The sequence below is a fragment of the Bradyrhizobium sp. USDA 4472 genome (assembly GCF_054058595.1).
The window spans coordinates 1,681,768-1,704,124 of sequence record NZ_JBSSAM010000001.1 but is presented as its reverse complement, the minus strand read 5'-3'; the positions used below and the strand labels follow the sequence as shown (position 1 = coordinate 1,704,124).

21 protein-coding genes are annotated in these 22,357 nt (G+C 64.2%); 10 read left to right on the top strand and 11 right to left on the bottom strand.

The annotated features are described in order from the left end of the window. The first annotated feature begins 83 nt into the window (after window positions 1-83). The 3 genes from ACVWZ4_RS07660 to ACVWZ4_RS07650 all read left to right on the top strand — a co-directional run bounded on the left by ACVWZ4_RS07660 (window position 84) and on the right by ACVWZ4_RS07650 (window position 2,632). Window positions 84-587 (top strand): CAP domain-containing protein, encoded by a 504-nt coding sequence (locus tag ACVWZ4_RS07660; RefSeq protein WP_456701234.1) that lies wholly within the window; start codon window positions 84-86, stop codon window positions 585-587. 79 nt (window positions 588-666) lie between these two features. Continuing rightward, a complete protein-coding gene (locus tag ACVWZ4_RS07655; RefSeq protein WP_456740014.1) occupies window positions 667-1,842 on the top strand; it encodes a DUF3734 domain-containing protein in 1,176 nt (391 codons plus the stop codon). Window position 1,843: 1 nt separating this feature from the next. Beyond that, window positions 1,844-2,632, top strand: coding sequence for a 3-hydroxybutyrate dehydrogenase (locus ACVWZ4_RS07650; RefSeq protein WP_456701236.1), 789 nt, complete (start codon window positions 1,844-1,846; stop codon window positions 2,630-2,632). A gap of 134 nt (window positions 2,633-2,766) precedes the next feature. Here ACVWZ4_RS07650 and ACVWZ4_RS07645 read toward each other — a convergent pair whose 3' ends face one another. The 3 genes from ACVWZ4_RS07645 to ACVWZ4_RS07635 form a co-directional block, all read right to left on the bottom strand. After that, window positions 2,767-3,591, bottom strand: a complete 825-nt coding sequence (locus tag ACVWZ4_RS07645) for a sulfite exporter TauE/SafE family protein (protein ID WP_456740013.1) — start codon at window positions 3,589-3,591, stop codon at window positions 2,767-2,769. A 195-nt stretch (window positions 3,592-3,786) separates the two neighbouring features. Beyond that, window positions 3,787-5,154, bottom strand: a complete 1,368-nt coding sequence (locus tag ACVWZ4_RS07640) for a lipopolysaccharide biosynthesis protein (RefSeq protein WP_456701238.1) — start codon at window positions 5,152-5,154, stop codon at window positions 3,787-3,789. A gap of 111 nt (window positions 5,155-5,265) precedes the next feature. Then, window positions 5,266-6,105, bottom strand: a complete 840-nt coding sequence (locus tag ACVWZ4_RS07635) for a protein-disulfide reductase DsbD domain-containing protein (RefSeq protein ID WP_456740012.1) — start codon at window positions 6,103-6,105, stop codon at window positions 5,266-5,268. 142 nt (window positions 6,106-6,247) lie between these two features. On the opposite strand from ACVWZ4_RS07635, the gene ACVWZ4_RS07630 reads away from it, so the two are divergent. Continuing rightward, entirely contained in the window at window positions 6,248-6,892 is a 645-nt protein-coding gene (locus ACVWZ4_RS07630) for a YqgE/AlgH family protein (protein ID WP_456740011.1), read from the top strand. An 89-nt stretch (window positions 6,893-6,981) separates the two neighbouring features. Here the strand turns inward: ACVWZ4_RS07630 and ACVWZ4_RS07625 are convergent, their stop codons facing one another. Both ACVWZ4_RS07625 and ACVWZ4_RS07620 read right to left on the bottom strand, forming a co-directional pair. Continuing rightward, window positions 6,982-7,869 (bottom strand): TauD/TfdA dioxygenase family protein, encoded by an 888-nt coding sequence (locus ACVWZ4_RS07625; RefSeq protein ID WP_456736281.1) that lies wholly within the window; start codon window positions 7,867-7,869, stop codon window positions 6,982-6,984. Between the two features lie 98 nt (window positions 7,870-7,967). Further along, the gene (locus tag ACVWZ4_RS07620) at window positions 7,968-8,747 is read right to left on the bottom strand and encodes an SDR family NAD(P)-dependent oxidoreductase (RefSeq protein ID WP_456740010.1); all 780 of its coding nucleotides are present in this window, start codon (window positions 8,745-8,747) and stop codon (window positions 7,968-7,970) included. Between the two features lie 116 nt (window positions 8,748-8,863). Here ACVWZ4_RS07620 and ACVWZ4_RS07615 point away from each other — a divergent pair, with 116 nt between their 5' ends. Together ACVWZ4_RS07615 and ACVWZ4_RS07610 are read left to right on the top strand one after the other, a co-directional pair. Further along, window positions 8,864-9,601, top strand: coding sequence for an SDR family NAD(P)-dependent oxidoreductase (locus tag ACVWZ4_RS07615; RefSeq protein ID WP_456701243.1), 738 nt, complete (start codon window positions 8,864-8,866; stop codon window positions 9,599-9,601). Window positions 9,602-9,675: 74 nt separating this feature from the next. Next, a complete protein-coding gene (locus ACVWZ4_RS07610; RefSeq protein ID WP_456701244.1) occupies window positions 9,676-10,050 on the top strand; it encodes a CsbD family protein in 375 nt (124 codons plus the stop codon). 157 nt (window positions 10,051-10,207) lie between these two features. On the opposite strand, the gene ACVWZ4_RS07605 is transcribed toward ACVWZ4_RS07610, so the two are convergent. Continuing rightward, window positions 10,208-11,926, bottom strand: a complete 1,719-nt coding sequence (locus tag ACVWZ4_RS07605; RefSeq protein WP_456740009.1) for an SGNH/GDSL hydrolase family protein — start codon at window positions 11,924-11,926, stop codon at window positions 10,208-10,210. A 146-nt stretch (window positions 11,927-12,072) separates the two neighbouring features. Continuing rightward, entirely contained in the window at window positions 12,073-13,464 is a 1,392-nt protein-coding gene (locus ACVWZ4_RS07600; RefSeq protein WP_456738235.1) for a lytic murein transglycosylase, read from the bottom strand. A gap of 201 nt (window positions 13,465-13,665) precedes the next feature. On the opposite strand from ACVWZ4_RS07600, the gene ACVWZ4_RS07595 reads away from it, so the two are divergent. Further along, complete coding sequence (locus ACVWZ4_RS07595) at window positions 13,666-14,541, top strand: UTP--glucose-1-phosphate uridylyltransferase (protein ID WP_456701246.1); 876 nt, start codon at window positions 13,666-13,668, stop codon at window positions 14,539-14,541. A gap of 179 nt (window positions 14,542-14,720) precedes the next feature. Here ACVWZ4_RS07595 and ACVWZ4_RS07590 read toward each other — a convergent pair whose 3' ends face one another. Continuing rightward, window positions 14,721-16,217, bottom strand: coding sequence for a sensor domain-containing diguanylate cyclase (locus ACVWZ4_RS07590; protein ID WP_456701247.1), 1,497 nt, complete (start codon window positions 16,215-16,217; stop codon window positions 14,721-14,723). Between the two features lie 143 nt (window positions 16,218-16,360). Here ACVWZ4_RS07590 and ACVWZ4_RS07585 point away from each other — a divergent pair, with 143 nt between their 5' ends. Continuing rightward, on the top strand, window positions 16,361-16,630 hold the full coding sequence (locus tag ACVWZ4_RS07585) for a DUF7662 domain-containing protein (RefSeq protein ID WP_456701248.1): 270 nt from the start codon (window positions 16,361-16,363) through the stop codon (window positions 16,628-16,630). 50 nt (window positions 16,631-16,680) lie between these two features. Here the strand turns inward: ACVWZ4_RS07585 and ACVWZ4_RS07580 are convergent, their stop codons facing one another. Together ACVWZ4_RS07580 and ACVWZ4_RS07575 are read right to left on the bottom strand one after the other, a co-directional pair. Next, entirely contained in the window at window positions 16,681-19,557 is a 2,877-nt protein-coding gene (locus ACVWZ4_RS07580; RefSeq protein ID WP_456701249.1) for an EAL domain-containing protein, read from the bottom strand. Window positions 19,558-19,713: 156 nt separating this feature from the next. After that, entirely contained in the window at window positions 19,714-20,712 is a 999-nt protein-coding gene (locus tag ACVWZ4_RS07575; protein WP_456701250.1) for an NAD(P)H-quinone oxidoreductase, read from the bottom strand. Between the two features lie 114 nt (window positions 20,713-20,826). On the opposite strand from ACVWZ4_RS07575, the gene ACVWZ4_RS07570 reads away from it, so the two are divergent. Both ACVWZ4_RS07570 and rcdA read left to right on the top strand, forming a co-directional pair. Further along, window positions 20,827-21,018, top strand: a complete 192-nt coding sequence (locus ACVWZ4_RS07570; RefSeq protein WP_456701251.1) for a DUF1192 domain-containing protein — start codon at window positions 20,827-20,829, stop codon at window positions 21,016-21,018. Between the two features lie 372 nt (window positions 21,019-21,390). Then, window positions 21,391-21,900 (top strand): protease adaptor protein RcdA, encoded by a 510-nt coding sequence (rcdA, locus tag ACVWZ4_RS07565; RefSeq protein WP_456701252.1) that lies wholly within the window; start codon window positions 21,391-21,393, stop codon window positions 21,898-21,900. A 149-nt stretch (window positions 21,901-22,049) separates the two neighbouring features. Here rcdA and rpmE read toward each other — a convergent pair whose 3' ends face one another. Continuing rightward, complete coding sequence (gene rpmE, locus ACVWZ4_RS07560) at window positions 22,050-22,277, bottom strand: 50S ribosomal protein L31 (protein ID WP_011084323.1); 228 nt, start codon at window positions 22,275-22,277, stop codon at window positions 22,050-22,052. Window positions 22,278-22,357 lie beyond the last annotated feature (80 nt).

Below are 22,357 nucleotides of genomic sequence, written 5' to 3'. Positions count from 1 at the left end.
CAAAGGCTCGAATTTTCCTCAAAATTCACCTTTCAGCCACGGTTGGTATGCAACAACGGCCCCTCATTTGGGGGCCCCTGAACATGCGCGCTGCGGCCGCAATTCTCATCATTTTGCTTCTCGCCGGCTGTGCCGGCAACGAAGCGCCGGTCCAGCAGCCGTCGATGTATGCCGACATGTCGGTGCCGGGCGCCAAGCTCGATGCGCCGGCCGCCGCGATCATGATCTCGCAATACCGCCAGAACAACGGCCTCGGCACCGTCGAGGTCGACCCTGAATTGATGCGGCTCGCCGAATCCCAGTCCAACGCCATGGCCGCCGCCAACAAGATGGACCATGACGTCCGTGCGCCCCTGGGCAAGCGCCTTGCCGCCGGCGGCTATCCCGCGACCGTGGCGGTCGAGAACATTTCGGCCGGCTATCATACGCTGGCGGAAGCCTTTTCCGGCTGGCGCGACTCGCCGCCCCATCGCGCCAACATGCTCAAGAGCGGTGTCACAAAATTGGGCATAGCGGCGAGCTATGCTCCAGGCACCAAGTACAAGGTGTTCTGGACCATGATCCTGGCCTCGACCGACCCCAGATAAGCCAGACTTGATCCCGGGATGCATTGACGCCGCGGCGAAACTGTCGCCACGGTGGCTCGCCTTTTGCTATTAGTCCCACATGACAGATCACAGCCCGGAAGTCGCAACAGTCCCCGCGAAGGCGCAGCGCGTCCTGGTTCTCCAGGGCGGCGGTGCGCTCGGCTCCTATCAGGCCGGTGCCTATCAGGCGCTCTGCCATTTCGATTTCGAGCCGGAATGGGTGGCCGGCATCTCGATCGGCGCGGTCAATGCCGCCATCATCGCCGGCAATGAGGGCCAAACCCGCGTCAAGCGGCTCAAGGAATTCTGGGAGATGGTGTCCGCGCCGGTGCCGTGGAAGCCGATCGGGAAGAGCGACCACGGCCGCGAGCTGTTCAATTCCACCAGCGCAGCGCTGATCGCGACCTTCGGCGTGCCCGGCTTCTTCGTCCCGCGTTTGCCGCCCGCGCCGCTCTGGCCGCCGGGGAGCAAGCAGGCCGAGAGCTATTACGATACCGCGCCGCTGAAGAAGACGCTGGAGCGGCTCGTCGACTTCGACCGTATCAATGATCTCAAGACCCGCCTGTCGGTCGGCGCCGTCGGTGTCACCTCCGGCAATTTCAAATATTTCGACAATTACGAGTTCAAGAAGCTCGGCAAGAAGATCGGCCCAGAGCACATCATGGCGTCCGGTGCGCTGCCACCGGGCTTTCCGTCCGTGGTGATCGACGGCGAGCATTATTGGGATGGCGGCATCGCCTCCAACACGCCGCTCGACTTCGTGCTCGACGCCGAGATCGACCGCGACCTCCTGATCTTCCAGGTCGACCTGTTCAGCGCCCGCGGCGACCTCCCGACCTCGCTGCTCGAGGCGACCGAGCGCGAGAAGGACATCCGCTTCTCCAGCCGCACGCGGATGAACACCGACAAGAACAAGCAGGTGCACAACACCCGCAAGGCGCTGCGCGCGCTGATCGACAAGCTGCCCGATTTTCTGAAGAACGATCCCTCGGTCGAGATCCTCAACAAGGCGGCCCGCGAGAGCACGATCACGGTGGTGCACCTGATCTATCGCAGCAAGAATTATGAATCCTCGTCCAAGGACTACGACTTCTCGCATGTCGCGATGATCGAGCATTGGGAAAGCGGGGTGCGCGACGTGCATCTGTCGATGCGCCACAAAGATTGGCTCGAGAGGCCGCAGTCCGGCGAGACCATGGTCACTTACGATCTCACGGGGGACGTCACTGCGCCCCCGCCACAAAGGAGCGAATAACATGGGTACACTCTCAGGCAAGAATGCCGTCGTGACAGGATCCACCAGCGGCATCGGGCTTGCGTATGCGCGCGCTTTCGCCGCCGCCGGCGCCAATGTCGTCATCAATGGCTTCGGCTCGCCCGAGGATATCGAGAAGGAGCGCTCGAAGATCGAGTCCGATTTCGGCGTGAAGGCGGTCTACTCGCCCGCCGACATGACCAAGCCGGCCGAGATCGCCGGGATGATCGCGCTTGGCGAAAAATCGTTCGGCTCGGTCGACATCCTCGTCAACAATGCCGGCATCCAGTTCGTCTCGCCGATCGAGGAATTCCCGCCGGAGAAGTGGGACCAGATCATCGCGATCAACCTGTCCTCGGCCTTCCATGCCATCCGCGCCGCCGTCCCCGGCATGAAGAAGAAGGGCTGGGGCCGCATCATCAACACCGCCTCGGCGCATTCACTGGTCGCCTCGCCCTTCAAGTCGGCCTATGTGTCGGCCAAGCATGGCATCGCCGGCCTGACCAAGACCGTGGCGCTTGAGGTTGCGACCAGCAAGATCACCTGCAACTGCATCAGCCCTGGCTATGTCTGGACGCCGCTGGTCGAGAAGCAGATCCCGGATACGATGAAGGCCCGCAACCTCACGCGCGAGCAGGTCATCAACGACGTGCTGCTCGATGCGCAACCGACCAAGGAGTTCGTGACCTCCGAGCAGGTCGCAGCGCTCGCGTTGTTCCTGTGCAGCGACGATGCCGCGCAGATCACGGGTACCAATTTGTCGATCGACGGCGGCTGGACCGCGGAGTAAGGGCGCCGTTATCGTGGGGTGGGTTAGGCGAAGCCGTAACCCACCTCGTCTATTTCCACAGAGACAGGAGTGGTGGATTACGCCTTCGGCTAATCCACCCTACCATACCGAGGACGAGGCGGCAGCCCCACGCCTCAATGGCTCCAGGCCAGCGCCGTCACGATGGCGGATTGCACGTTCAGCTCGGTGAACATGATCTTGCTCGCGACCACCACGAGGACGCTGGCGAGCGCCACGCGCAGCACCGTCTCCGGCACGCGCGTCGCGCTGTAGCTGCCGATGACGATGCCGGGCAGCGAGCCCAGCAGCAGCACGCCCATGAGACCCCAGTCGACGGAGCCGAGCACCCAGTGGCCAATGCCGGCCACCAGCGTCAGCGGCACGGCGTGCGCGATGTCGGAGCCGACGATGGTCGCCATCGGCAGCCGCGGGTAGAGCAGCAGCAGCACGGTTACGCCGACCGCACCGGCGCCCACCGACGAAATCGAGACCAGCACGCCGAGCACGATGCCGGTAATGATGGTCGCAATCATCGTGGTGCGCTCGCCGACCTGCTCCATGCGGCGGCGATAGCGCTCTATGATCGAATTGCGGAAGATCAGCGACGTCGCGGTCAGCAACAGCGCAAAGCACAGCACGAGGTTGACCAGATTGCGTTCGGTATCGCCTCGAAGATCGAGCTTCCACAGCACCAGCAGCGTCAAAGCGCTGGCCGGAATGCTGCCGCAGGCCAGCCGCAGCACCGCCGGCCAGTGCACGCTACGCGACCAGCCATGCACCACGCTGCCGCCGGACTTGGTGGCTGCGGCATAGAGCAGGTCGGTGCCGACGGCCGTGGTCGGGTGGATACCGAACAGCAGGATCAGGAGCGGCGTCATCAACGAGCCGCCTCCCACGCCGGTCAGCCCGACGAGCAGGCCGACGCCAAAACCCGAGGCGACGTAAAGCGGATCAATCATGGCTGGGGAAATCTAGGTTTATCTCGTCAGTTGGGCAATATGACGTAGAATAAACTTTCCCCGGGGCGCAACCTGTTGGGTGGAATAAGAAAAATCGTGCTACAATCCGGAGATTGGCAGAAGTTTCGCTTTGTTCTGCGGCTTGGCGCGAAATAGTCCTTCCCCGCGTCAGCGACCGGGGACGGGGCGCAGGACCTATTTACCAAACGCCAGCACGTGCAGCCCGAGCCGCTGCCGCACGATCCAGAACAGCAGCGCCGTCTCGAAGGTGAGCGAGATCGACGTCGCGGCCGCGGCGCCGTGGCCGCCGAAGCGCGGCACCAGCGCGATGCAGAGCACGACGTTCATCACGAACGCCAACGCGTAGGCCAGCGCGCAGATCTTCTGCTGCCCGAGCATGTTGAGCAGCCGCTCGACCGGCCCGATCGCAGAGCGGACGACCAATCCGACAGCGGCGACAAACATGATGTCGTAGCCGACAACGAATTGCGGTCCGAACAGCCAGAGCAGCGGCTTGCCGAGCGCAAGCAGCGCGGCGGTCGCGGCGAGCGAGGGCCAGAACGTCCAGGCAATGGCGTGCGCGACATAGGCCGACAGGCGCGCCTTGTCGCCGAGTGCGTTGTATTCGGCGAAGCGATGCGCCGTCGTCGCCGACATTGCGTAGTGGATGAACGAAACCAGCGCCAGCGTCTTCACCACGGCGAAGTAGACGCCGACCTCGTCGGAGGGGCGGAATTGCTGGAGCACCAGCACGTCGGTGTAAGACAAGAGCAGGTAAAAGCTCTCGACCAGCAGGATCGGCAGCGACACTGCGAGCCACCCCCTGATGTCGTAAGCCTTGGGGCCCGGCGCGATGCCGTCGGCGAGCTTGCGGTTCAGCACGACCATCTGCCCGGTCATGGCGATCCACACGGCGCCCGCGCTCGCGGCCATCGCGGCAACAGCGCCGAGATGATAGCCGAGCAGGAAGGCGCCGGCCGTGATGCCGATGATCAGCGCCTGGCGGATGATGAACTGCGGCATCAGGCCGAGTTGCATCCAGTCATGCGAGCGCGCGATGCCGTCCTGGGTGTTGGCGACGACGAAGGCCGGCAGGGTCATGCAGCCGATATAGAGCGGCAATTCCTCGCCCGGATCGATCCAGGACGACAGCAGCTTGACGATGCCGGCAAGGCCGAGCGACACCAGCGTCGAGACGGCGAGGGTGAGCCAGCGGCTGCCGGAGAGAAAGCCGCGCAGCAGCGCATGGTCGCCACTGGTGCGATATTCCGGAATGATCTTTTGCGCGGAGGCGGAGATGCCGAAGTCCATCATGCTGCCGAGCAGCAGCACCCAGGTCCAGACATAGACATAGATGCCGTAGTCCGACGTTCCCATCCAGCGTGCGAGCAGCACCTGCGAAAAATAGGCAAGCCCCGCGCTGATGACGCGAATGATGAAGATGGTGCCGGCCAGCCGCCGCGTCAGCGAGGCTTCGCTCGAGCCGCCGTTCAACCTGGCACGCAACCGCGCGATCAGCCCTGATGGTCCGGTCGTAGCGGGGTCTGCATCCATCACGGCCAAGTCGAAATCCCCAGGCGTCCCGCGTCTTGCGGTACCCCAAGGATTAGCAACCATTCCTTAAGATTCGGTTGGGTGTTACCAGCGCCGTCGTGGCGAAAGCCAGGACGATACCTAGTCCAAATTCGTATTGAACTCGTACGATTTCTCCGGCCCGACCAGCGTGAACTTCAGTGCTGCGCCGTCGGGCTTGACGCCCGGCGGCAGGCCGTCGAGTTCGAACGAAAATCGCTTCACGCCGGGCGGGCTATGCTCGACCGCGTCAGGAATGGGCAAAGACCATTCGGGACTCGGTCCTTCGACGAACAGATTGACCTTGCTGTTCTCGGGCGCGACGACATCGACCACCACGTTCTTCGGGCCGTCGCGCTTGACATCGCGGATGGTCAGCGGATTGGGATCGCCGATATTGGCGGGCTTCGGCACGGTGTCGAGCGCCGCGCGCAGATTGGCGTCTTCGGTCGACGCAACATTGTTGAAGCCGAGCTCGATATTGGCCTCGACGGGAATGCAGAGCTTTTCGCAGACGGCGTAATTGATCTCGGCACGCAGCGTCACAGTCTTGTCCGCGGCCTTGGCGACGATGCGCAAGGGCAGCACGATCTGGTCGTGATAGCCGATCGAATGGCCGCCTGCGCCGTCGTCGAATTTCAGCGGTGCCGGCCACATCACGGTCACTGCTTCGACATTGTCCGACTTCGAGAAGTCGAACCGCGGCGGAACACCGGAGTCGCCGGGCATGCGCCAGTAGGTTTTCCAGCCGGGCTGGAGCTGGAAAGCGATACCGCCGATCAGCACTGCGCCGGTCCGCGATCCCGCCAGCAACCGCACCGCGGAATGTCCGTCGCGCAGCCACGGCGACGCGTCGTCGGCATGGGCACCCATCGCCAATGACGACGCAAGCAAGGTTGTCGCGACGCCGATCGCCGCATGCAAGGGAACTCTTGTCAACATGGCACGTCTTTACAAGGTCGCCCCGGGCCAAACCATTGAATTGCTTGTGATGGATGCACTCGATTCAAGTCTCTGCAAGCCTTGATTTGACACGGGATCGGCCCGACATCAGGATAGGAATTGAAACCGGAGTGCTTCACCGATGGCTCCCACAGGTAAACGGGCGGGCGAAAGCTCCCGCAGGGCAGGCCGCGCGCTCCCCAATTCGGCCGGTTATCTCGACGGCCGGCTCCTGATCGCGATGCCCGTGATGGGCGACTCCCGCTTCGAGCGCTCGGTGATCTATCTCTGCGCCCATTCGGCTGAGGGCGCGATGGGCATCATCGTCAACCATCCGGCCGGCAGCATCGATTTCCCGGAGCTGTTGGAGCAGCTCGGTATCATCAAGAAGGGCGAGCACATCAAGCTGCCGCAAAATGCCGAAAGCATGAAGGTGCTGGCCGGCGGCCCGGTCGACACCGGCCGAGGCTTCGTGCTGCATTCCAGCGATTTCTACATCGAGCACGCGACACTGCGGATCGACGACGGCGTCTGCCTCACCGCGACCGTCGACATCCTGCGCGCGATCGCCAACGGCTCCGGCCCCAAGCACGCCATCCTAGCGCTCGGCTATGCCGGCTGGGCGCCCGGCCAGCTCGAGACCGAGATCCAGAGCAATGGCTGGCTGCATTGCGACGCCGATGCGGATCTGATCTTCGGCGACGACGTCGACGAGAAATACGGTCGCGCCTTGCGCAAGATCGGCATCGATCCCGGAATGTTGTCGAACGAGGCCGGGCACGCGTAGTTGGTGCGGTAAACACAGCGCTGTCCTCCGGATCGGCGCTCCGCTTCGCTGCGCTTGTCAGGGACGACAGCGGGGTCTGGTGCGCCTTGCTACTCTGCCGCCTGTTGCTGCACCGTCGGCTCGGTTCCCGCCACCGTCGCCCTTCGCATGTCGCGCGGTTGCGATTGGTCGTAGCGGCGGACGCGGTGCATGGTCTGGCGGTTGTCCCACATCACGAGATCATGCAGCCTCCATTTGTGGACATAGACGAATTCAGGCTGAGTTGCGTGTTCGTTGAGGTCGCGCAGCAACAGCCGTCCCTCCGGCACGCTCATGCCGACAATCTTGCCGGCATGCGATGACAGATACAGCGACTTGCGCCGATGCACGGGATGGGTCCGCACCAGCCGCTGCAGCACCGGCTTGAACATGATCTTTTCCTCGTCGGTATATTCGGTGAAGCCGAGCGATCCGCGCGAATACATCAGTGAGTGCTCGCAGACGAGGTCTTCGATCTCGACCCGGGTCTCGTCGTCGAGCGCATCATAGGCCGCTCGCATATCGGCGAACTCGGTGTTGCCGCCCTTCGGGTTCACCACGCGCGCCGACAGCAGCGAGAATTTTGCCGGGATTGGGCGGAACGAGCTGTCGGAATGCCACAGGCAATTGCCGAGATTGAACAGATGCGCGCGGCTGTCCTTCGCCAGTGGCTTGCCGTCCTTGCCGAGATTGGAGACGTCGTTGAGGCCGGACTGGAGCCGGTAGTCCTTCTCCTTGGTCACGGTGCCGCCGCGCGCGTCCTCGCGCTGACCGAAATTCAGCGCAAAAGCCATCTGCTGTTCGTCGGTGATGTCCTGGTCGTGGAAGACGAGCACCGCATATTTGTCCATGGCGGCCTCGACGTCGCGCGCCTCATCCGGTGTGAGAGGCTTTCGCAGGTCGAGGCCGGAAACCTCGCCGACAAAATGCTTCTGAAGCTGCCGGATGGCGATCGTCATGGTGTCTCTCCCGCGAACCGCGAGCGGTTGGGCCCGCTCTGCTGTCGAAAAAAGCTACTCCTGCGCTTGATGATGTCAACGCTCCCTGCGCATGGCTCTCACGCGTTTCGGGCCATCAGGCCACCATCGACAGGAATGACCGCACCGGTCAGAAACGCCGCCGCCGGAAGACACAGGCTCAGTGTCATATGCGCGACTTCCTCGGGATCGCCATAACGTCCGAGTGCGGTGCGGCGCTTGGCGTAGATGGTCTTGTGCTCCTCGGAGATGCGGTCGGTAATCGCGGTGCGGATCGGGCCCGGGCAGATGCAGTTCACGGTGATGCCCTCGCGGCCAAGCTCGACCGCGAGCGACCGGGTGAGGCTCGCGACACCGCCCTTCGCGGCCGAATAGGGGCTGTGCAGCGCGGTGGCGCCGAGCGCCTCGGTCGAGGCGATGTTGACGATGCGCGGGGACTTCGACTTGCGCAAGTGCGGCAGCGCGGCGCGGATGATGCGCGGATGCGCCGTCAGCATCACAGCGATGCCCTTGGCCCAGGCATCTTCGTAACCTTCATCATCGATCGCGACGCGCACGGAGATGCCGGCATTGTTGACGAGGACATCGAGGCCGCCGAAATGCGCCGCGACATCCTTGACCACGCGCTTGATCTCGCCACCATCGGCGACGTCGAGCTTCCACGGTTGCGCCGAACCACCGCTCGCCGCGATCTCCTTCGCAACCGCATGTGCCCCTTGCTCGTCATAGTCGGTGACGGCAACGTTGGCGCCTTCAGCCGCAAACACGCGCGCGGTCGCGCGTCCCATGCCGCTTGCCGCGCCGGTGACGAGTACGGTCAGGCCTTTCACTGAGCGGCTGAGCTCTTTGAATCCGGACATGCTGTTTCCTCGCAATCTCTTGCTTCTTGTTATGAGATTGACGAGGCTGGCATCGATCCCCAGACAGGTCAAACACGCAAAACAGTCAAACAAGCACAACAAAAGGAGAGGCGGCGATGGCGAACGAGCTCGATTTCTCTGGCAAGCAACTGCTGGTCGTCGGTGGTTCCAGCGGTATCGGCAACGGCATCGCGCAGGCCTTTCGCGCGAGGGGCGCCGATGTCGCGGTGTGCGGCACGCGCGCTCGCGCAGCCGACTACCAGGAGGAGGAGGGCTCCGATCTCACGGGTCTTGCCTATACGCAGCTCGACGTCAGCGACCCCGGTGCGGTCGAAGCATTCAAGCCGTCATTCGAGAAGCTCGATATCCTGGTGCTCGCGCAGGGCGCGGTGCTCTATCGCCGTGGCGAATTCGAGATGACGGGCTTCCGCAGGGTCGTCGAGGTCAATCTGATGAGTCTGATGGCGTGTGCGACGCGCTTTCATTCCATGCTGCGGCATTCCGGGGGCGCGCTGATCATGGTGTCCTCGACTGCGGCGTACCATTCCACCATGGGCAATCCCGCCTACAATGCGTCGAAGACCGGCGCGGTTGGATTGACGCGGACCTTGGGCGAGGCGTGGGCCGAGGACGGCATCCGCGTCAACGGCATCGCGCCCGGCCTTGTCGACACCAAGATGACGAAGGTGACGACCGACAATCCGAAGCGGCTCGAAGCCGCATTGTCACGCATTCCGCTGCGGCGATTGGGCACGCCCGCCGACATGGCGGGCGCCGCGCTGTTCCTGGCCTCGCCGCTGTCGTCGTACATGATCGGACAGACGCTCGTGGTCGACGGCGGGCTCATTCTCTGAGCCAAACTCTCGGTGGCCGTGGAACTGCGCTCCTCCTGATCGGTTACATGGGCAGACCCCCGAGGAGGAGCATCATGGACAAGGACAGGATCGTCGGATCGGCCAAGGAATTCGCTGGACGCGCAGAAGGCGCGGTCGGTGATCTCGCTGGCGATGGGCAGACCCAGGCGTCGGGCAAGGCCCGCGAAGCGGCCGGCACCGTGCAGAATCTCTACGGCCAGGCCAAGGACGCCGTGCGTGATGCGGCGGACACGGCCACCAGTTACGCCAAGGATGCCTATGACAACAGCGGCGAGACCTTCCGGGATGGCTCCAAGGCCATCGCGCAGAAGGTGCAGGACAACCCGCTCGGCGCGCTGCTCGTTGCGGGCGGCATCGGCTTCGCGCTCGCGCTCCTGATGTCGCGCCCCGCCCGTCGACCGCCACCGCGCTGGCCCTATTACCGCTGAACGATAAACACTGCTCTCGTGCCCCGGCACGCGCTGCAGCGCCAAAGCGCTGCTGCGCTGAGCCGGGGCCCGTTCTTTTGTGATGTTGTGAGAGGCTGGGCCCCGGCTGTGTCGCATCACCAAGAGGTGCTGCGCCGCGTCGGGGACACGGAGCCGATTACCGAATCACTTCCGCCGCCCGCCCGACATTGCCCGGGGGACGCGGGATCGCAGGATTCGGGTTCCGCGGCGCAGGCGCCAGTTGACGCGGCGCGGGCTGTGGCGAGCCGAAGCCGAAGAAATCGCGCAAGGATGGCGCGGCCTGTGCCGGCTGTTGCGGCGGCGCGGGCTTCTTCGCTGCGGGAGGCTTGGGCGGGGCGATCGCGGCGGGCGTGCCGGGCGCGACGCCGGCCGCAGCGCCGCCATCAGGCGTCGTTGCCGCCATTGGTGTGTCGCCCTTGGCCTGTTCGCGGCCGACTTCGCGGCGCGGCCAGGCATAATCGTCAGCACGGCCGGCGGGCGCGGCCAGCGGCTCGCCCTTGACCAGCGTTCTTGCGGCGAGCGCATCGACGGCGGCGGGGCGCGTGCCCGGTCCGCCCAGCAATTGATCGGTCGAGATCGAGGCTGCGACCAGGGGCACGATCGGCCCGGCCAGCGGCCGCGGCGCGGGCTTGCCGGGCTCGGCGTTGGTATCGGGCGTTGCGGGCTCGCTCGGCAGCGCGATCGGGCCGGAACGTCCGGCCAAGAGGCGCGTGATTTCGCGCTCGACGTAATGGGCAAGTTTTCGCGCGCCCGGCTTGGTGAAGTAGACGCCATCATAGCTGCGCAGCTGGCGGATCTGGCCTTCGAAGTCGGGGCCCTTCTGCAGGAAGCGGCCGGCTTCGTCGACGAAGCCGTCCCAGACGTCGACATAGGTGATGCCGGCCTTGGCCGCGCCCTCGCGGTAGAGCGAATCCAGGAACAGCATGTCGGCGGTGCCCTTCGGCCCGCGAATCGCAGGCAGGCCGACCCAGAGCACCGGTACGCCCTTGGCCTTGAGGACGTTCGCAAGCTCCTCGATCTTCTTGCTGTAGAGCTCGACCCAGTGGTCGTCGCGGAATTCGTAGACGCCGTTCGGGTTGCGTGCGGTCTTTTCGGGCGCGGCGACCGGCGCGTCGGCGTTGTCGGCGTCGTCCTGCGGCAGGTCGGGGTCTGCTGCCGCCTTGTCATCGGCTGCTGTGGTATCGGACTTGGCGGTATCGGACTTGGCGACATCGGACTTGGCGTCGCCCGGTTTTGCGTCACCCTTTCCTTGCGGCTTGCCACGCGCGCCTTTGTCGTTCTTCTTGTCGGCAGGCTTGTCGGATTTGTCGACCGTTTCGCGGATCGCGATGCGGTCGTTGAGGCCGAGCATGACAACGATGACGTCAGGCTTCTCGGTTTCGAGGATGCCCTTCGCGGCCGCCGCCCAGTCCGAGGGTTCACCCTTCGGCTGGTACTTGATCAGGCCTGACGTTGTCCTGTGCTTGCGGATCACGCCCATGTCGGGCTGCTCGGCGTAGGCGTCCTCTAAGCCATAGGCGAGCCAGTCGGCCATGGCGTCGCCGATCACCAGCACGTTCTTGTCGGCAACCGTCTCGCGCTTGGCCGGAGCCGGGGCGCGCGAAAAATCCTGGCGCGGGGCCTGTGGCTGCTGCTGCTGCTGGAATGGCGCGAAAAAGTCGCCGCCGAACCAGCCGCCACCACGTTGTGGCGGCGGTGCCGACCGCTGCGGCGGCGGCCTGCCGAAGCCGGGGAAGCTGAAGAACTGTGCGGAAGCCGGTCCCGCGACCCCGATCATGATCGCAAGCGCGGTCCCCAGCGCGATCAGCGGGCCGGTCTCGGTCAGCGCCTTGAAAAAGGATTTTGGCTTCGACATGCGATCTCGGGCGCGCGCAAGGGTCTGGAGATAGATCGATATAATAACGGAATCGGGCGCCAAACGGGCAAGTTCTCTTGCGGATTCCCAGGGAAAATACCGCCGAGCGGCCAAAATCCCTGATCAGGGTTAGTTTCGGCGCGTTTTTACCGCCCGCGCAGCCGGTCCAGCACGTCGGAGGTGGCAAATCCGTCAGCAGGCAGCCCGATCGAGACCTGGAAGTTACGCAGGGCGTCCCGGGTCTGGGCGCCGAACTGGCCGTCCGGAGTGCCCTTGTAGAAGCCGCGCTCGGCCAGAAGCTGCTGCAGTTCCAGCCGTTCGGTCCGCGATAGCTCTCGCTCCTGGCGGGGCCAGGGCTGTACGAAGGGCTGACCGCCGCGCAGGCGGTCGGCGAAATGGCCGATCGCCATCGCATAGGCCTCGGCCGGGTTGTATTTCATGATGACCCGGAAATTCTGCAGCATCAGGAAGCCTGGTCCTTGCGCGCCGGCGGGCGCCAGCAGATAGGCTTTCTCGGCCGGATGCGGGAAGGGCTGGTTGGTCGCCCGCTTGAGCCCGAGCTTCTCCCATTGCGCAATCGTCATCATCTTGGCGCGGTCGGCCAGCATGTAGTTGAAGCCCTGGGGCACCACGACCTCGTAGCCCCAGGTCTCGCCGGCCTGCCAGCCGTCCTTCTTCAGATTGTTGGCCGTGGAGGCGATCAGGTCGGTTGGATCGTCGACGACGTCGCGCCGTCCATCTCCATCCCCGTCCACGGCATAGCGCTTGAACGCCGTCGGCATGAACTGGGTCGGCCCGAACGCGCCGGCCCAGGAGCCGCGCATCTGCTCAGGGCGCAAGTCGCCGCGGTTGAGGATCTCCACCGCGGAGAGGAACTCGTCCTTGAAATAAGCCTGGCGGCGGCCGATGCAGGCGAGCGTCGCGGTCGATTGCAGCACGCTGCGGTCGCCCATCTGCGTCGAATAATTGGACTCGATGCCCCAGATCGCGGCGATGATATAGCGGTCGACGCCATAGGCCTTCTCGGTGGCATCGAACTGCGGCTTGTACGTGGCGAGAACTTCCTTGCCCTTGGCGAGGCGGTTGTCGTTCACGAGGATGTCGAGATAGTCCCAGATCGACTTGGAGAATTCCGGCTGCGAATCCATGAGATCCATGATGCGCAGGTCGGGCGCAAGCCCGGCGGTGAAGCGCTGAAAATTCTCCTGCGTGATGCCGCGGCGTGCGGCATCGGGCCACATGCCAGCGACGCAATTGTCGAAATTGCCGGCCGCCTCGCGGATCGCAGCCGCCGTCATCAGCGGATGGCCGGAGGCACCGTCCTCGCCGCTCCAGGGCTGAGGTCCGGCTTGGATGCCGCCTTGGCCGGGTGCGGGTTGCGACGGGTTCGACCCTGAGAAAATACCGCCGAACAGGCCCGACAGGCCGTTTTGTCCCTGAGCATGCGCGGACACGGGGAACAGCAGCGCGGCCGCAATCATTGTTGCGCCGGCAAGAGATCCCCCCCGTTTTGCCAATCCTGCCTGCGATCGCACCATGTCCCACCCGTCCAGCCAAAAATCAGCCATCAGGAGGCCTCGTTACGGTTGCCAATATCTTAAGAAAAGTGAAATTTCGCTGCCGGCCTTTTCTCAATTCGACGGGGCGGGCCCAACATCCGCCTTTGTTACCGGCTGCAACCCAGCTAGCAAGATGCCATTGCTTCTTTCACGAACGCTCAAGGGTATTCGATCGATCACATGAAAATCCGCAAAGCCGTATTTCCCGTCGCCGGCCTCGGCACCCGCGTCTTGCCCGCCACCAAGGCAATGCCGAAGGAAATGCTCACCATCGTCGACAAGCCGCTGATCCAGTACGTCTATGACGAGGCGAGGGAAGCCGGCATCGAGCACTTCGTCTTCGTCACCGGCCGCAACAAGAATGTCATCGAAGATCATTTCGACAGGATGTTCGAGCTCGACACGACGCTCGCCGCACGTGGCAAGAAGGCCGAGCAGGAGATTTTGGCGCAGAACCAGCCGGACGCCGGCGCCGTCAGCTTCACGCGCCAGCAGGCGCCGCTCGGCCTCGGTCATGCGGTCTGGTGCGCGCGCGACATCGTCGGTGACGAGCCGTTCGCGGTGCTGCTGCCCGACGAGCTCGTGCTCAATTCACCCGGCTGCCTGAAGCAGATGATCGAGACCGCTGCCACCCTCGGCGAGAAATCCAACCTGATCGCGGTCGAGGCCGTGCCCGATCATCTCACGCACCAATACGGCATCTGCGGCGTCGGAAAGCGCACCGGCAAGATGTTCGAGGTCGACGGCATGGTCGAGAAGCCGGCCAAGGGCACCGCGCCCTCCAACCTCTCGATCACCGGCCGCTACATCCTGCAGCCGGAGATCTTCAAGATCCTGGAGACCCAGGAGCGCGGCGCCGGCGGCGAGATTCAGCTCACCGACGCCATGATCGGCCTCGCCAGATCGCAAAAGTTCTACGGCGTCGAGTTCGAGGGCGAGCGCCATGATTGCGGCTCGAAGCCCGGTTTCCTCCGCGCCAACATCGCCTACGGCCTCAAGCGGCCGGAATTGCGCGAGGGGCTGATCGCGGAGATGAAGAAGTATCTGGGGCAGTAGTTTCCCTGCGACGTCCCGGCGAAGGCCGGGACCCGGAGCGCGTGATCTACCGCTTGCGAACGGTCGAAGTACCGAACGACGAGTCTTCGCCAAACCACGGCCTGTGCTGGGTCCCGGCCTTCGCTGGCACGACACCGAGCATGTGGCGGATGCTCGGCACTTGACGACGATAGCGTAGCTCACGCCACCAGCGAAAGCTTCGGCAGGCTCGCCACCACCGACTGATTCCGCCCACCGGCTTTCGCGGCATAGAGCGCCTTGTCGGCCGCGGCGACCAGCACGGACCAGTCCATGCCGCTGGTCGGCGCGAGGCTGGCGATGCCGCAGGAGACGGTCGATCCCGCCCCGCCATCAGACCAGCCCAGCACCTTGGCGCGGATGATCTCGGCGATCTTGAAGGCGTCGGCGGCCGACGTGTTCGGCAGCAGCACCGCGAATTCCTCGCCACCATAGCGCGCGGCGCAGTCGCCGGCGCGGCGCAGCGAATCGGAGATGCAGATGGCGATGCCGACCAGCAACTGGTCGCCGGCCTGGTGGCCGAACGTGTCGTTGTATGCCTTGAAATGATCGGCATCGATCATCAGAAGCGCGAGCTGTGTCTTCTGCCGCGCGGCGCGCCGCCATTCGCTGTCGATGACCTGGTCGAACTTGCGGCGGTTGCGCAGGCCCGTGAGCGCGTCGGTCGTCGCCATCTCCTCGAGCCTGCTCTCGGCGTCCGCGCGCCGGCTGATCTCGCGGGCGAGGACCAGCGTCGACGCCAGCACGAAGAGGATCAGCGCCAGCACCACCGCGCCGATGCGAAAGGCCTCCCTCTGCCAGAGTTCGAACACGGCACCGAGCGGTTTGCCCGCCACGACGAACAACGGACCAGAGCCGCTGCTGCGCACGTAGAGGCGCGGCGTTGCGTCCACCGGCCCCTTTCCGGCGAAGGATCCGCCAGCCTTGAGATTGTCGGGCTTCCACGCCTGCTGCGTTTCCAGATTCTTGCCGATGACGTCGAGATCGAATGGCCGCCGCATCATGATGGTGCGGTCGCGCTTGAGCACGGTGATGGTGTCCTCGGGATCGAGGTTCAGACGCTCGAACAGTTCGTGGAAATAGCTGAAGCGGATGGAGCCGGCGACCACGCCCATGAAGCCGCCGTCGGTGTCGCTGACGCGTCGGCTCAGAACGATCGAATAGGCGCCGCGGAACAGCATCGGCCGGCTGATGTAGAGACCAGCGTCGGGGCTGTCGCGGTGAATCCTGAAGTACTCTTCGTCGGCGCGGTTCTCCGGCTGCGGATCGAGGGTCGAGGCGTCGATGGTCAAGCGGCCATCCGCGTCGAACACCTGAATGGCGCCGAAATGCTTCGCGGTGGTGGAGTGGTCGAACAGGATGAGGTGGCGGATCGACCGCGAGACCGCGTTGATCTCCGGCAGCAGCATGTTGCTGGCGACCGCCTTCAGGGACAGATCATAGATGTCGATGTTGCGGCTGATGTCGGCGTCGATCGAGGTCGCCAGGTTTTCCAGGGTTTGGCGGGCCAGCGCCTCTTCGCCGCGGCGCATGTCCAGCATGACGTTGACGCAAATGGCGGAAAAGCCGATCACCGTCACGACGGACGAGATGATCAGCAGCTTCGCCGAAATACGCCAGGGCCGGCGGGCCGTGGCTTCACGCCATCCAGACAGCATCCTTTTGCTCCCGACCTTAACGGATGGGCCTGAAAGCTTGCGTAGTGTTTAAAACGCGACGGCGCTGCGCCGATGAGTTAAGAACTGGTTTCCGCCGGTATCGGTTTTGCGCAAACCGCCGCGGACAAATGCAGAGGACGACAGTGAACGACTACGACGCGCTACGCGATTACCTCATGCGGCAAAAGCAGATGGAATTCGTGCTGACCTTTGAGCAGATCGAGGAGATCATCGGCGCGGCGCTGCCGCGGGCGGCCAACCGTGCCTCATGGTGGGATAGCCTGCGCAGTCCGGACATCCAGATGCCCCAGCGCGAAGCCTGCCTCGCCGCGGGCTTCAAGGCGGTCCGGATGCCTGATGGCCAGAGCGTGCGGTTCACGAAGATGAAGAAGGATGGGCGCAGGCCGGGGTAGGGGGCGCGCGCAGTATCGCCCGCCCTACGAGACCACGACGCGGGGCGAGATCAACTCGCCGCTTCCAGGCGCACTTCCGTCAGCAGGCGCATCGCCGCGTCCGCGTCCATGGGCTCGCCGAAGGCAAAGCCCTGCGCGTATTCGCAGCCCAGTTGATACAGCTCGACCGCGTCCGAATCGGTCTCGGCGCCTTCGGCCACCACGTCCATGCCGAGATCGTGCGCGAGCGCGATGATCGACTTCAGGATCACCGGCCGGGTGCCGCGATTGGTGGTGCGGACGAAGGACTGGTCGATCTTGATGGTGTCGAACGGGAAGCGCTGAAGGTAAGCCAGCGAGGAATGGCCGGTGCCGAAATCGTCGAGCGACAGTCCGGTGCCGAGTTCGCGGATCCGCGCCAGCATTTGCGCGGCATGCTCCGGATTCTCCATCACCAGCGATTCCGTCAGCTCCAGCTTCAGCGTGCCGCGCGCCACCGAGGAGCGTGACAGCACGGTGCGGATATCGTGGATGAGGTCATGGCGCAGCAGCTGACGGGACGACACGTTGACGCTCGCGAAGATCGGCTCGCGCGAGCGCATCGCGCGCTGCCAGATCGAGAGCTGCTTGGCGGTCTGGTCGAGCACGAACATGCCGAGGTCGACGATCAGGCCGGTCTCTTCCGCGATGGTGATGAATTCCGACGGCGCCATGCGCCCGAGTTTCGGATGGTCCCAGCGCGCCAGGGCTTCGAAGCCGGCAACCGAACGATCCTCCAGCCGGACGATCGGCTGGTACAGGATGGTGAGCTCCTGCCGCTCGATGGCGCGGCGCAACTCGCTCTCCAGCGTCAGGCGGTCGGTCTTTCGCGCGCGCATCGCGGGCTTGTAGACGTCGATGCGGTCGCCGCCGATGCGCTTGGAGTGATACATCGCAAGCTCGGCGTCCTTGATAATCTCGTCGGTCAGTTGCGTCTGCGGATCAGACAAGGCGAGGCCTATCGACGCCGTCAGGAAAATCTCGCGATCGTTGAAGGCGATCGGCGCGCGAATGGTCTTGCGGATGGTTTCGGCAAAGGCGGTGATGCGGGCCGGGTCCTGCTCGGACAGCAGGATCAGGCCGAACTGGTCGCCGGCGAGGCGCGCCAGCGTGTCCTGCGGCTTCAGGATGCGGGTGAGGCGGCGGGCCAGCGTCAGCAGGATGGAATCGCCGACCGCGATGCCGACTGAATCGTTAACCTGCTTGAAGCGGTCGAGGTCGATCACCATCAGCGTCGGCCGCAGCGTCGGCATCGACTTGGCGAAATGCGCGACGGCGCCGAGCCGATCCATGAACAGCTTGCGGTTGGGCAGGCCGGTGAGGTTGTCATGCACGGAATCGTGCAGCATGCGTTCTTCGGCGTTGCGCAGGTCAGTGACGTCGGTGAGTGTGCCGACCACACGCGAGACCTCGCCGTCGGAGCCGACCACCGGGCGCGCCTTCAGCGCGAACCACATGAAGTGACCGTCCGGGGTGCGCAGGCGGAAATCCTGCACCAGGCGGCCACGGCGCTGGTCGAGCACGCTGTCGAGCGCGGCGCGGAAACGATCCTGGTCGAGCGGATGCAGCACTTCCAGCCACGAGGCTGCGGGCCCTTCCAGCGTGCCGCGCTTCAATCCGAGCAATGCTTCCGTCTCGGGGCTCGTAAAAACCTTGTCGGCGGACACGTCCCAATCCCAGATCAGATCGCCGGAACCGGCCAGCGCCAGCGCACGGCGCTCGATGTCGGAGACGACGCCGGTGGTGGCGCCGCCGCCGGCGAAGGCGTGCTGCATCACCGTGAAGCCGATCAGCATCACGATCAGCACGAGGCCGCCGAGCAGCGCCGGGCCGACGATATCGTTGGTGACGGAGCCCGCGACCGTCATGCCGGCCGCGACCACCCAGACCACCAGGAGGAACCAGGTCGGGATCAACAGCACCGCGCGGTCGAAGCCGTGGGTGGAAAGATAGACGATCAACGCGAAGCCGGCGAAGGCGATCAGCACCAGTGAGATTCGCGCGATGCCGGACGCGACGGCCGGATCGAACAAGGCGAGCGCGACCAGCGAGCCCAGGAAGGCCAGCCAGCCCACCGTGATGTGCGAGTAGCGCACATGCCATCGACTGAGATTGAGATAGGCGAACAGGAACACCAGCAGCGTCGCCGCCAATATCGCTTCACCCGCCGCGCGCCAGATGCGCTCGGCGTTGTTCGACATGTCGAGCACCTTGCCCCAGAAGCCGAAGTCGACGCCGATATAGACCAGCACCGCCCAGGCCAGCGCCGCCGCAGCGGGGAACATGATGCTGCCCTTCACCACGAACAAAATGGTCAGCACCAGTGCCAGCAGGCCCGAGATGCCGATCACGATGCCCTGGTACAGCGTGAACGAGTTGACCTTGTCCTTGTAAGCTTCCGGCTCCCACAGATAGAGCTGCGGCAGCTTGTCGGTGCGCAGCTCCGCGACGAAGGTGACGACGGCACCGGGGTCGAGCGTGATGCGGAACACGTCGGCGGTCGCGCTCTCCTGGCGTTCCGGCCGGTCGCCGATGGACGGCGTGATGGTCGCGATGCGCGACAGGCCGAGGTCGGGCCACAACAGGCCTGACGACACGATGCGGTAATGCGGGGCGACGATCAGGCGGTCGAGCTGGTCGTCGGTGTTGTTGGCGAGCGCGAACACCACCCAGTTCTGGCCGCCTTCGCGGGCGCGCACCTCGATGCGGCGGACGATGCCGTCGGTGCCGGGCGCGGTGGAGACCTGGATGCGGTCGGAATCGCTGCGCTGATGCTCGAGCACGCCGGTGAGGTCGATCGCGGGCGCATCGCTGCGGACGCTGACAGCGTCAAGCGCGCGTGCAGGCGACGCGGCGACAAGAATCATGAGGCCCAGCGCGATGGGCGCGAGGCACCTGATCAGACGCAAGGTCAGTTCTCCGCGTTCGACGCAAACTCTGCGTGCAGGAAGGCTGGCACGTAAATGCGATTTCAGACCGGACGGAAGTGGTTCGGCAGTTGGCGATAGATGCCACGAAAGCGAGGAGAATCAAAGGGTTTCCGCCCCGCTTGGTGGGTCAACGGCCTAGACCTCCAACACAATTTTGCCAATATGTGCGGAGGTCTCCATGCGCCGATGTGCGTCGGAGGCCTTTTCCAGCGGGAAAGCGCTGTCCATCAGCGGCTTGATCCGGCCCTCCCGCAACAGCGGCATCACTTTCGCTTCAATGGCAGCCACCATCGCCGCCTTGTCCGCATTACTACGGGGGCGCAAGGTCGAGCCGGTATGGGTCAATCGCTTCACCATCACCTTGGCGATGTTGACGCTGACCTTGGGGCCGTTGAGGGTTGCGATCTGCACGATTCGCCCATCGACCGCGGCGGCATCATAGTTGCGGTCGACATAGTCGCCGGCGACCATGTCGAGGATCAAATTGACGCCGACCTTGTCGGTCTCTTCCTTCACCACGGCGACGAAGTCTTCGGTTTTGTAGTTGATGGCGCGATCGGCACCGAGCTTCAGGCACGCATCGATCTTGTCCTGCGATCCCACGGTGACGAACACTTTTGCGCCGAACGCCTTGGCGAGCTGGATCGCCATCGTTCCGATGCCGGAGGAGCCGCCATGGATCAGGAGCGTCTCGCCGGCCTTCAGGCCGCCGCGCTCGAACACGTTGTGCCAGACCGTCATCAGGGTTTCCGGCAGCGCACCGGCTTCCTTGATCGAGAGTGCCGGCGGCACGCTCATGGCCTGGGCGTCCTGCGCGATGCAGTACTGCGCATAGCCGCCGCCTGCGACGAGCGACATCACGATGTCGCCGATCTTGTGCCGCTTGGCGTTGCTGCCGACGGCGACCACTTCACCTGCGATCTCGAGGCCGGGCAGATCGCTGGCGCCGGGCGGGGGCGGGTAAGCACCGGAACGCTGCGCCACGTCGGGCCGGTTCACGCCCGCGGCCTGCACCTTCACCAGGATTTCGTCAGGACCGGGCTGCGGCAGGGCCCGTTGTTCCGGCACCAGCACTTCGGGTCCACCGGGTTGGGAGATGGCGACCACGGTCATTTGCGCGGGCAGCTTGTCCATGATGTGTCCTTGAGCAAAGGTGCGAGGAGGAACGAGGCCTTTGATTAGCCAGCGCAGTCCGGGCTGGCAACCGCCTCACCCGTGTGATGATCCGCGAACGCAGGAGGAACGACGATGCCGACGGAAGACGATGACCGCCCGCGGAAGAAAGTCACCCATGAGATCGGACAGGATCTCTCACTGTTGTCGGTCGAGGAACTGACCGAGCGCGTTGCTCTGCTGAAGACCGAGATCGGCAGGCTGGAGGAAGCTGCCACCAAGAAGCGCGCCTCGCGCGATGCGGCGAACAGTTTTTTCAAGTCGTAGGCCGAGAAACTCCCTTTCTGCCGGCGGAGCGCACCCCGCTCGGCCAGTGACCGACATGGCTAACGAACCCTCAAAAAATTCGTTCGTTTACACGCCATTAAGCTTTCGAGTTTATGACTGGAACTGTCCTCGTTTGGACACCGAGTGGCTCCTGTCCACTCTGTTTGACGCCTCCCTGTTATCAACTTTCAAAGCCGCCGGTCTCCGGCGGCTCTTTTTTGCGTCTATTCCTGATTGAATTTCCCGGAATGACCCCCGGAAACCATATCCGCGCTTGCCGCTGGACTCCGCGGTTCGCTCGCGCAATGATTTGTTCATCATAAGCCGGCGCCAAAGCCGGACAGGTAAACAGTTGCGTAAGGGGCGTTAACCATGGAACGTTTGCAAGCCGAAGGTGCTCTCGTTCAACTCAGCGAGCGGTTCACCAATTCCGCAGCATTCGGCCTCCTGTTCCGCGAGGGCATGGATCTCGTCGAAGAGACCGCCGCCTATCTCGACGGCGCCGGCCGGACCGAGGCCAAGGCGCTCGACCGCGCCGTCAGCCTCACCTATGCGACTGAGAGCATGCGCCTGACCACGCGCCTGATGCAGCTCGCCTCGTGGCTGTTGCTGCACCGCGCCGTGAAGGAAGGCGAGATGACGCTGGTTCAGGCCAATCGCGAGAAGACCAAGGTCAAGCTCAGCGCCGCCGATCCCGGGCCCGCCGACACCCTCGAGAAGCTGCCGACGCAGCTCCAGGACCTGATCGATCGCTCGATGAGCCTGCAGACCCGCGTGCGCCGGCTCGACACCACCATCCACACCCCTCCGGCCGACCACATCGCGATCGGCAATCCGCTGGTGCCGCAGCTCAACGCGCTGAAGGCCGCGTTCGAGCGGTAAGATTGTTCGCAATCGTTCCGGAGCGCGCGAAGCGCGAACCCGGAATCTGGAGGTTCCGGTTTCGGCTCTGCCAGTCGCCCCGGAATGAAGCCAAACAAAAACGCCCCCGGTCTCCCGGGGGCGTTTTCGTCTCCAGCCCTGCGGCCGGATCAATCCTTTTTGAGGAAGCCCGAAAACTTCTTCTGGAAGCGCGAAACGCGACCGCCGCGGTCCATGATCTGGGCGTTGCCGCCGGTCCAGGCCGGGTGCGACTTCGGGTCGATGTCGAGGTTCAGCGTGTCGCCTTCCTTGCCCCAGGTGGAGCGGGTCAGGTACTCGGTTCCGTCGGTCATCACGACCTTAATCGTATGATAATCCGGATGAATTTCGGCTTTCATGGCAATTCCTGGGGCGCCCGGCGCCTTGCTTGAGTGACTATCGATGACGGATTTGCGGCGGTCTATACCGCACGGAGGCC

Bases quoted from the DNA above. Each gene is read 5' to 3' on its own strand.
- ACVWZ4_RS07590 (WP_456701247.1), bottom strand. From the start codon at position 16,217: ATGCTGTCTGGATGGCGTGAAGCCACGGCCCGCCGGCCCTGGCGTATT.
- ACVWZ4_RS07570 (WP_456701251.1), top strand. From the start codon at position 20,827: ATGCCGACGGAAGACGATGACCGCCCGCGGAAGAAAGTCACCCATGAG.
- ACVWZ4_RS07575 (WP_456701250.1), bottom strand. From the start codon at position 20,712: ATGGACAAGCTGCCCGCGCAAATGACCGTGGTCGCCATCTCCCAACCC.
- ACVWZ4_RS07620 (WP_456740010.1), bottom strand. From the start codon at position 8,747: ATGTCCGGATTCAAAGAGCTCAGCCGCTCAGTGAAAGGCCTGACCGTA.
- ACVWZ4_RS07600 (WP_456738235.1), bottom strand. From the start codon at position 13,464: ATGGTGCGATCGCAGGCAGGATTGGCAAAACGGGGGGGATCTCTTGCC.
- ACVWZ4_RS07635 (WP_456740012.1), bottom strand. From the start codon at position 6,105: ATGTTGACAAGAGTTCCCTTGCATGCGGCGATCGGCGTCGCGACAACC.
- ACVWZ4_RS07625 (WP_456736281.1), bottom strand. From the start codon at position 7,869: ATGACGATCGCCATCCGGCAGCTTCAGAAGCATTTTGTCGGCGAGGTT.
- rcdA (WP_456701252.1), top strand. From the start codon at position 21,391: ATGGAACGTTTGCAAGCCGAAGGTGCTCTCGTTCAACTCAGCGAGCGG.
- rpmE (WP_011084323.1), bottom strand. From the start codon at position 22,277: ATGAAAGCCGAAATTCATCCGGATTATCATACGATTAAGGTCGTGATG.
- ACVWZ4_RS07610 (WP_456701244.1), top strand. From the start codon at position 9,676: ATGGACAAGGACAGGATCGTCGGATCGGCCAAGGAATTCGCTGGACGC.
- ACVWZ4_RS07630 (WP_456740011.1), top strand. From the start codon at position 6,248: ATGGCTCCCACAGGTAAACGGGCGGGCGAAAGCTCCCGCAGGGCAGGC.
- ACVWZ4_RS07615 (WP_456701243.1), top strand. From the start codon at position 8,864: ATGGCGAACGAGCTCGATTTCTCTGGCAAGCAACTGCTGGTCGTCGGT.
- ACVWZ4_RS07645 (WP_456740013.1), bottom strand. From the start codon at position 3,591: ATGATTGATCCGCTTTACGTCGCCTCGGGTTTTGGCGTCGGCCTGCTC.
- ACVWZ4_RS07655 (WP_456740014.1), top strand. From the start codon at position 667: ATGACAGATCACAGCCCGGAAGTCGCAACAGTCCCCGCGAAGGCGCAG.
- ACVWZ4_RS07595 (WP_456701246.1), top strand. From the start codon at position 13,666: ATGAAAATCCGCAAAGCCGTATTTCCCGTCGCCGGCCTCGGCACCCGC.
- ACVWZ4_RS07650 (WP_456701236.1), top strand. From the start codon at position 1,844: ATGGGTACACTCTCAGGCAAGAATGCCGTCGTGACAGGATCCACCAGC.
- ACVWZ4_RS07605 (WP_456740009.1), bottom strand. From the start codon at position 11,926: ATGTCGAAGCCAAAATCCTTTTTCAAGGCGCTGACCGAGACCGGCCCG.
- ACVWZ4_RS07660 (WP_456701234.1), top strand. From the start codon at position 84: ATGCGCGCTGCGGCCGCAATTCTCATCATTTTGCTTCTCGCCGGCTGT.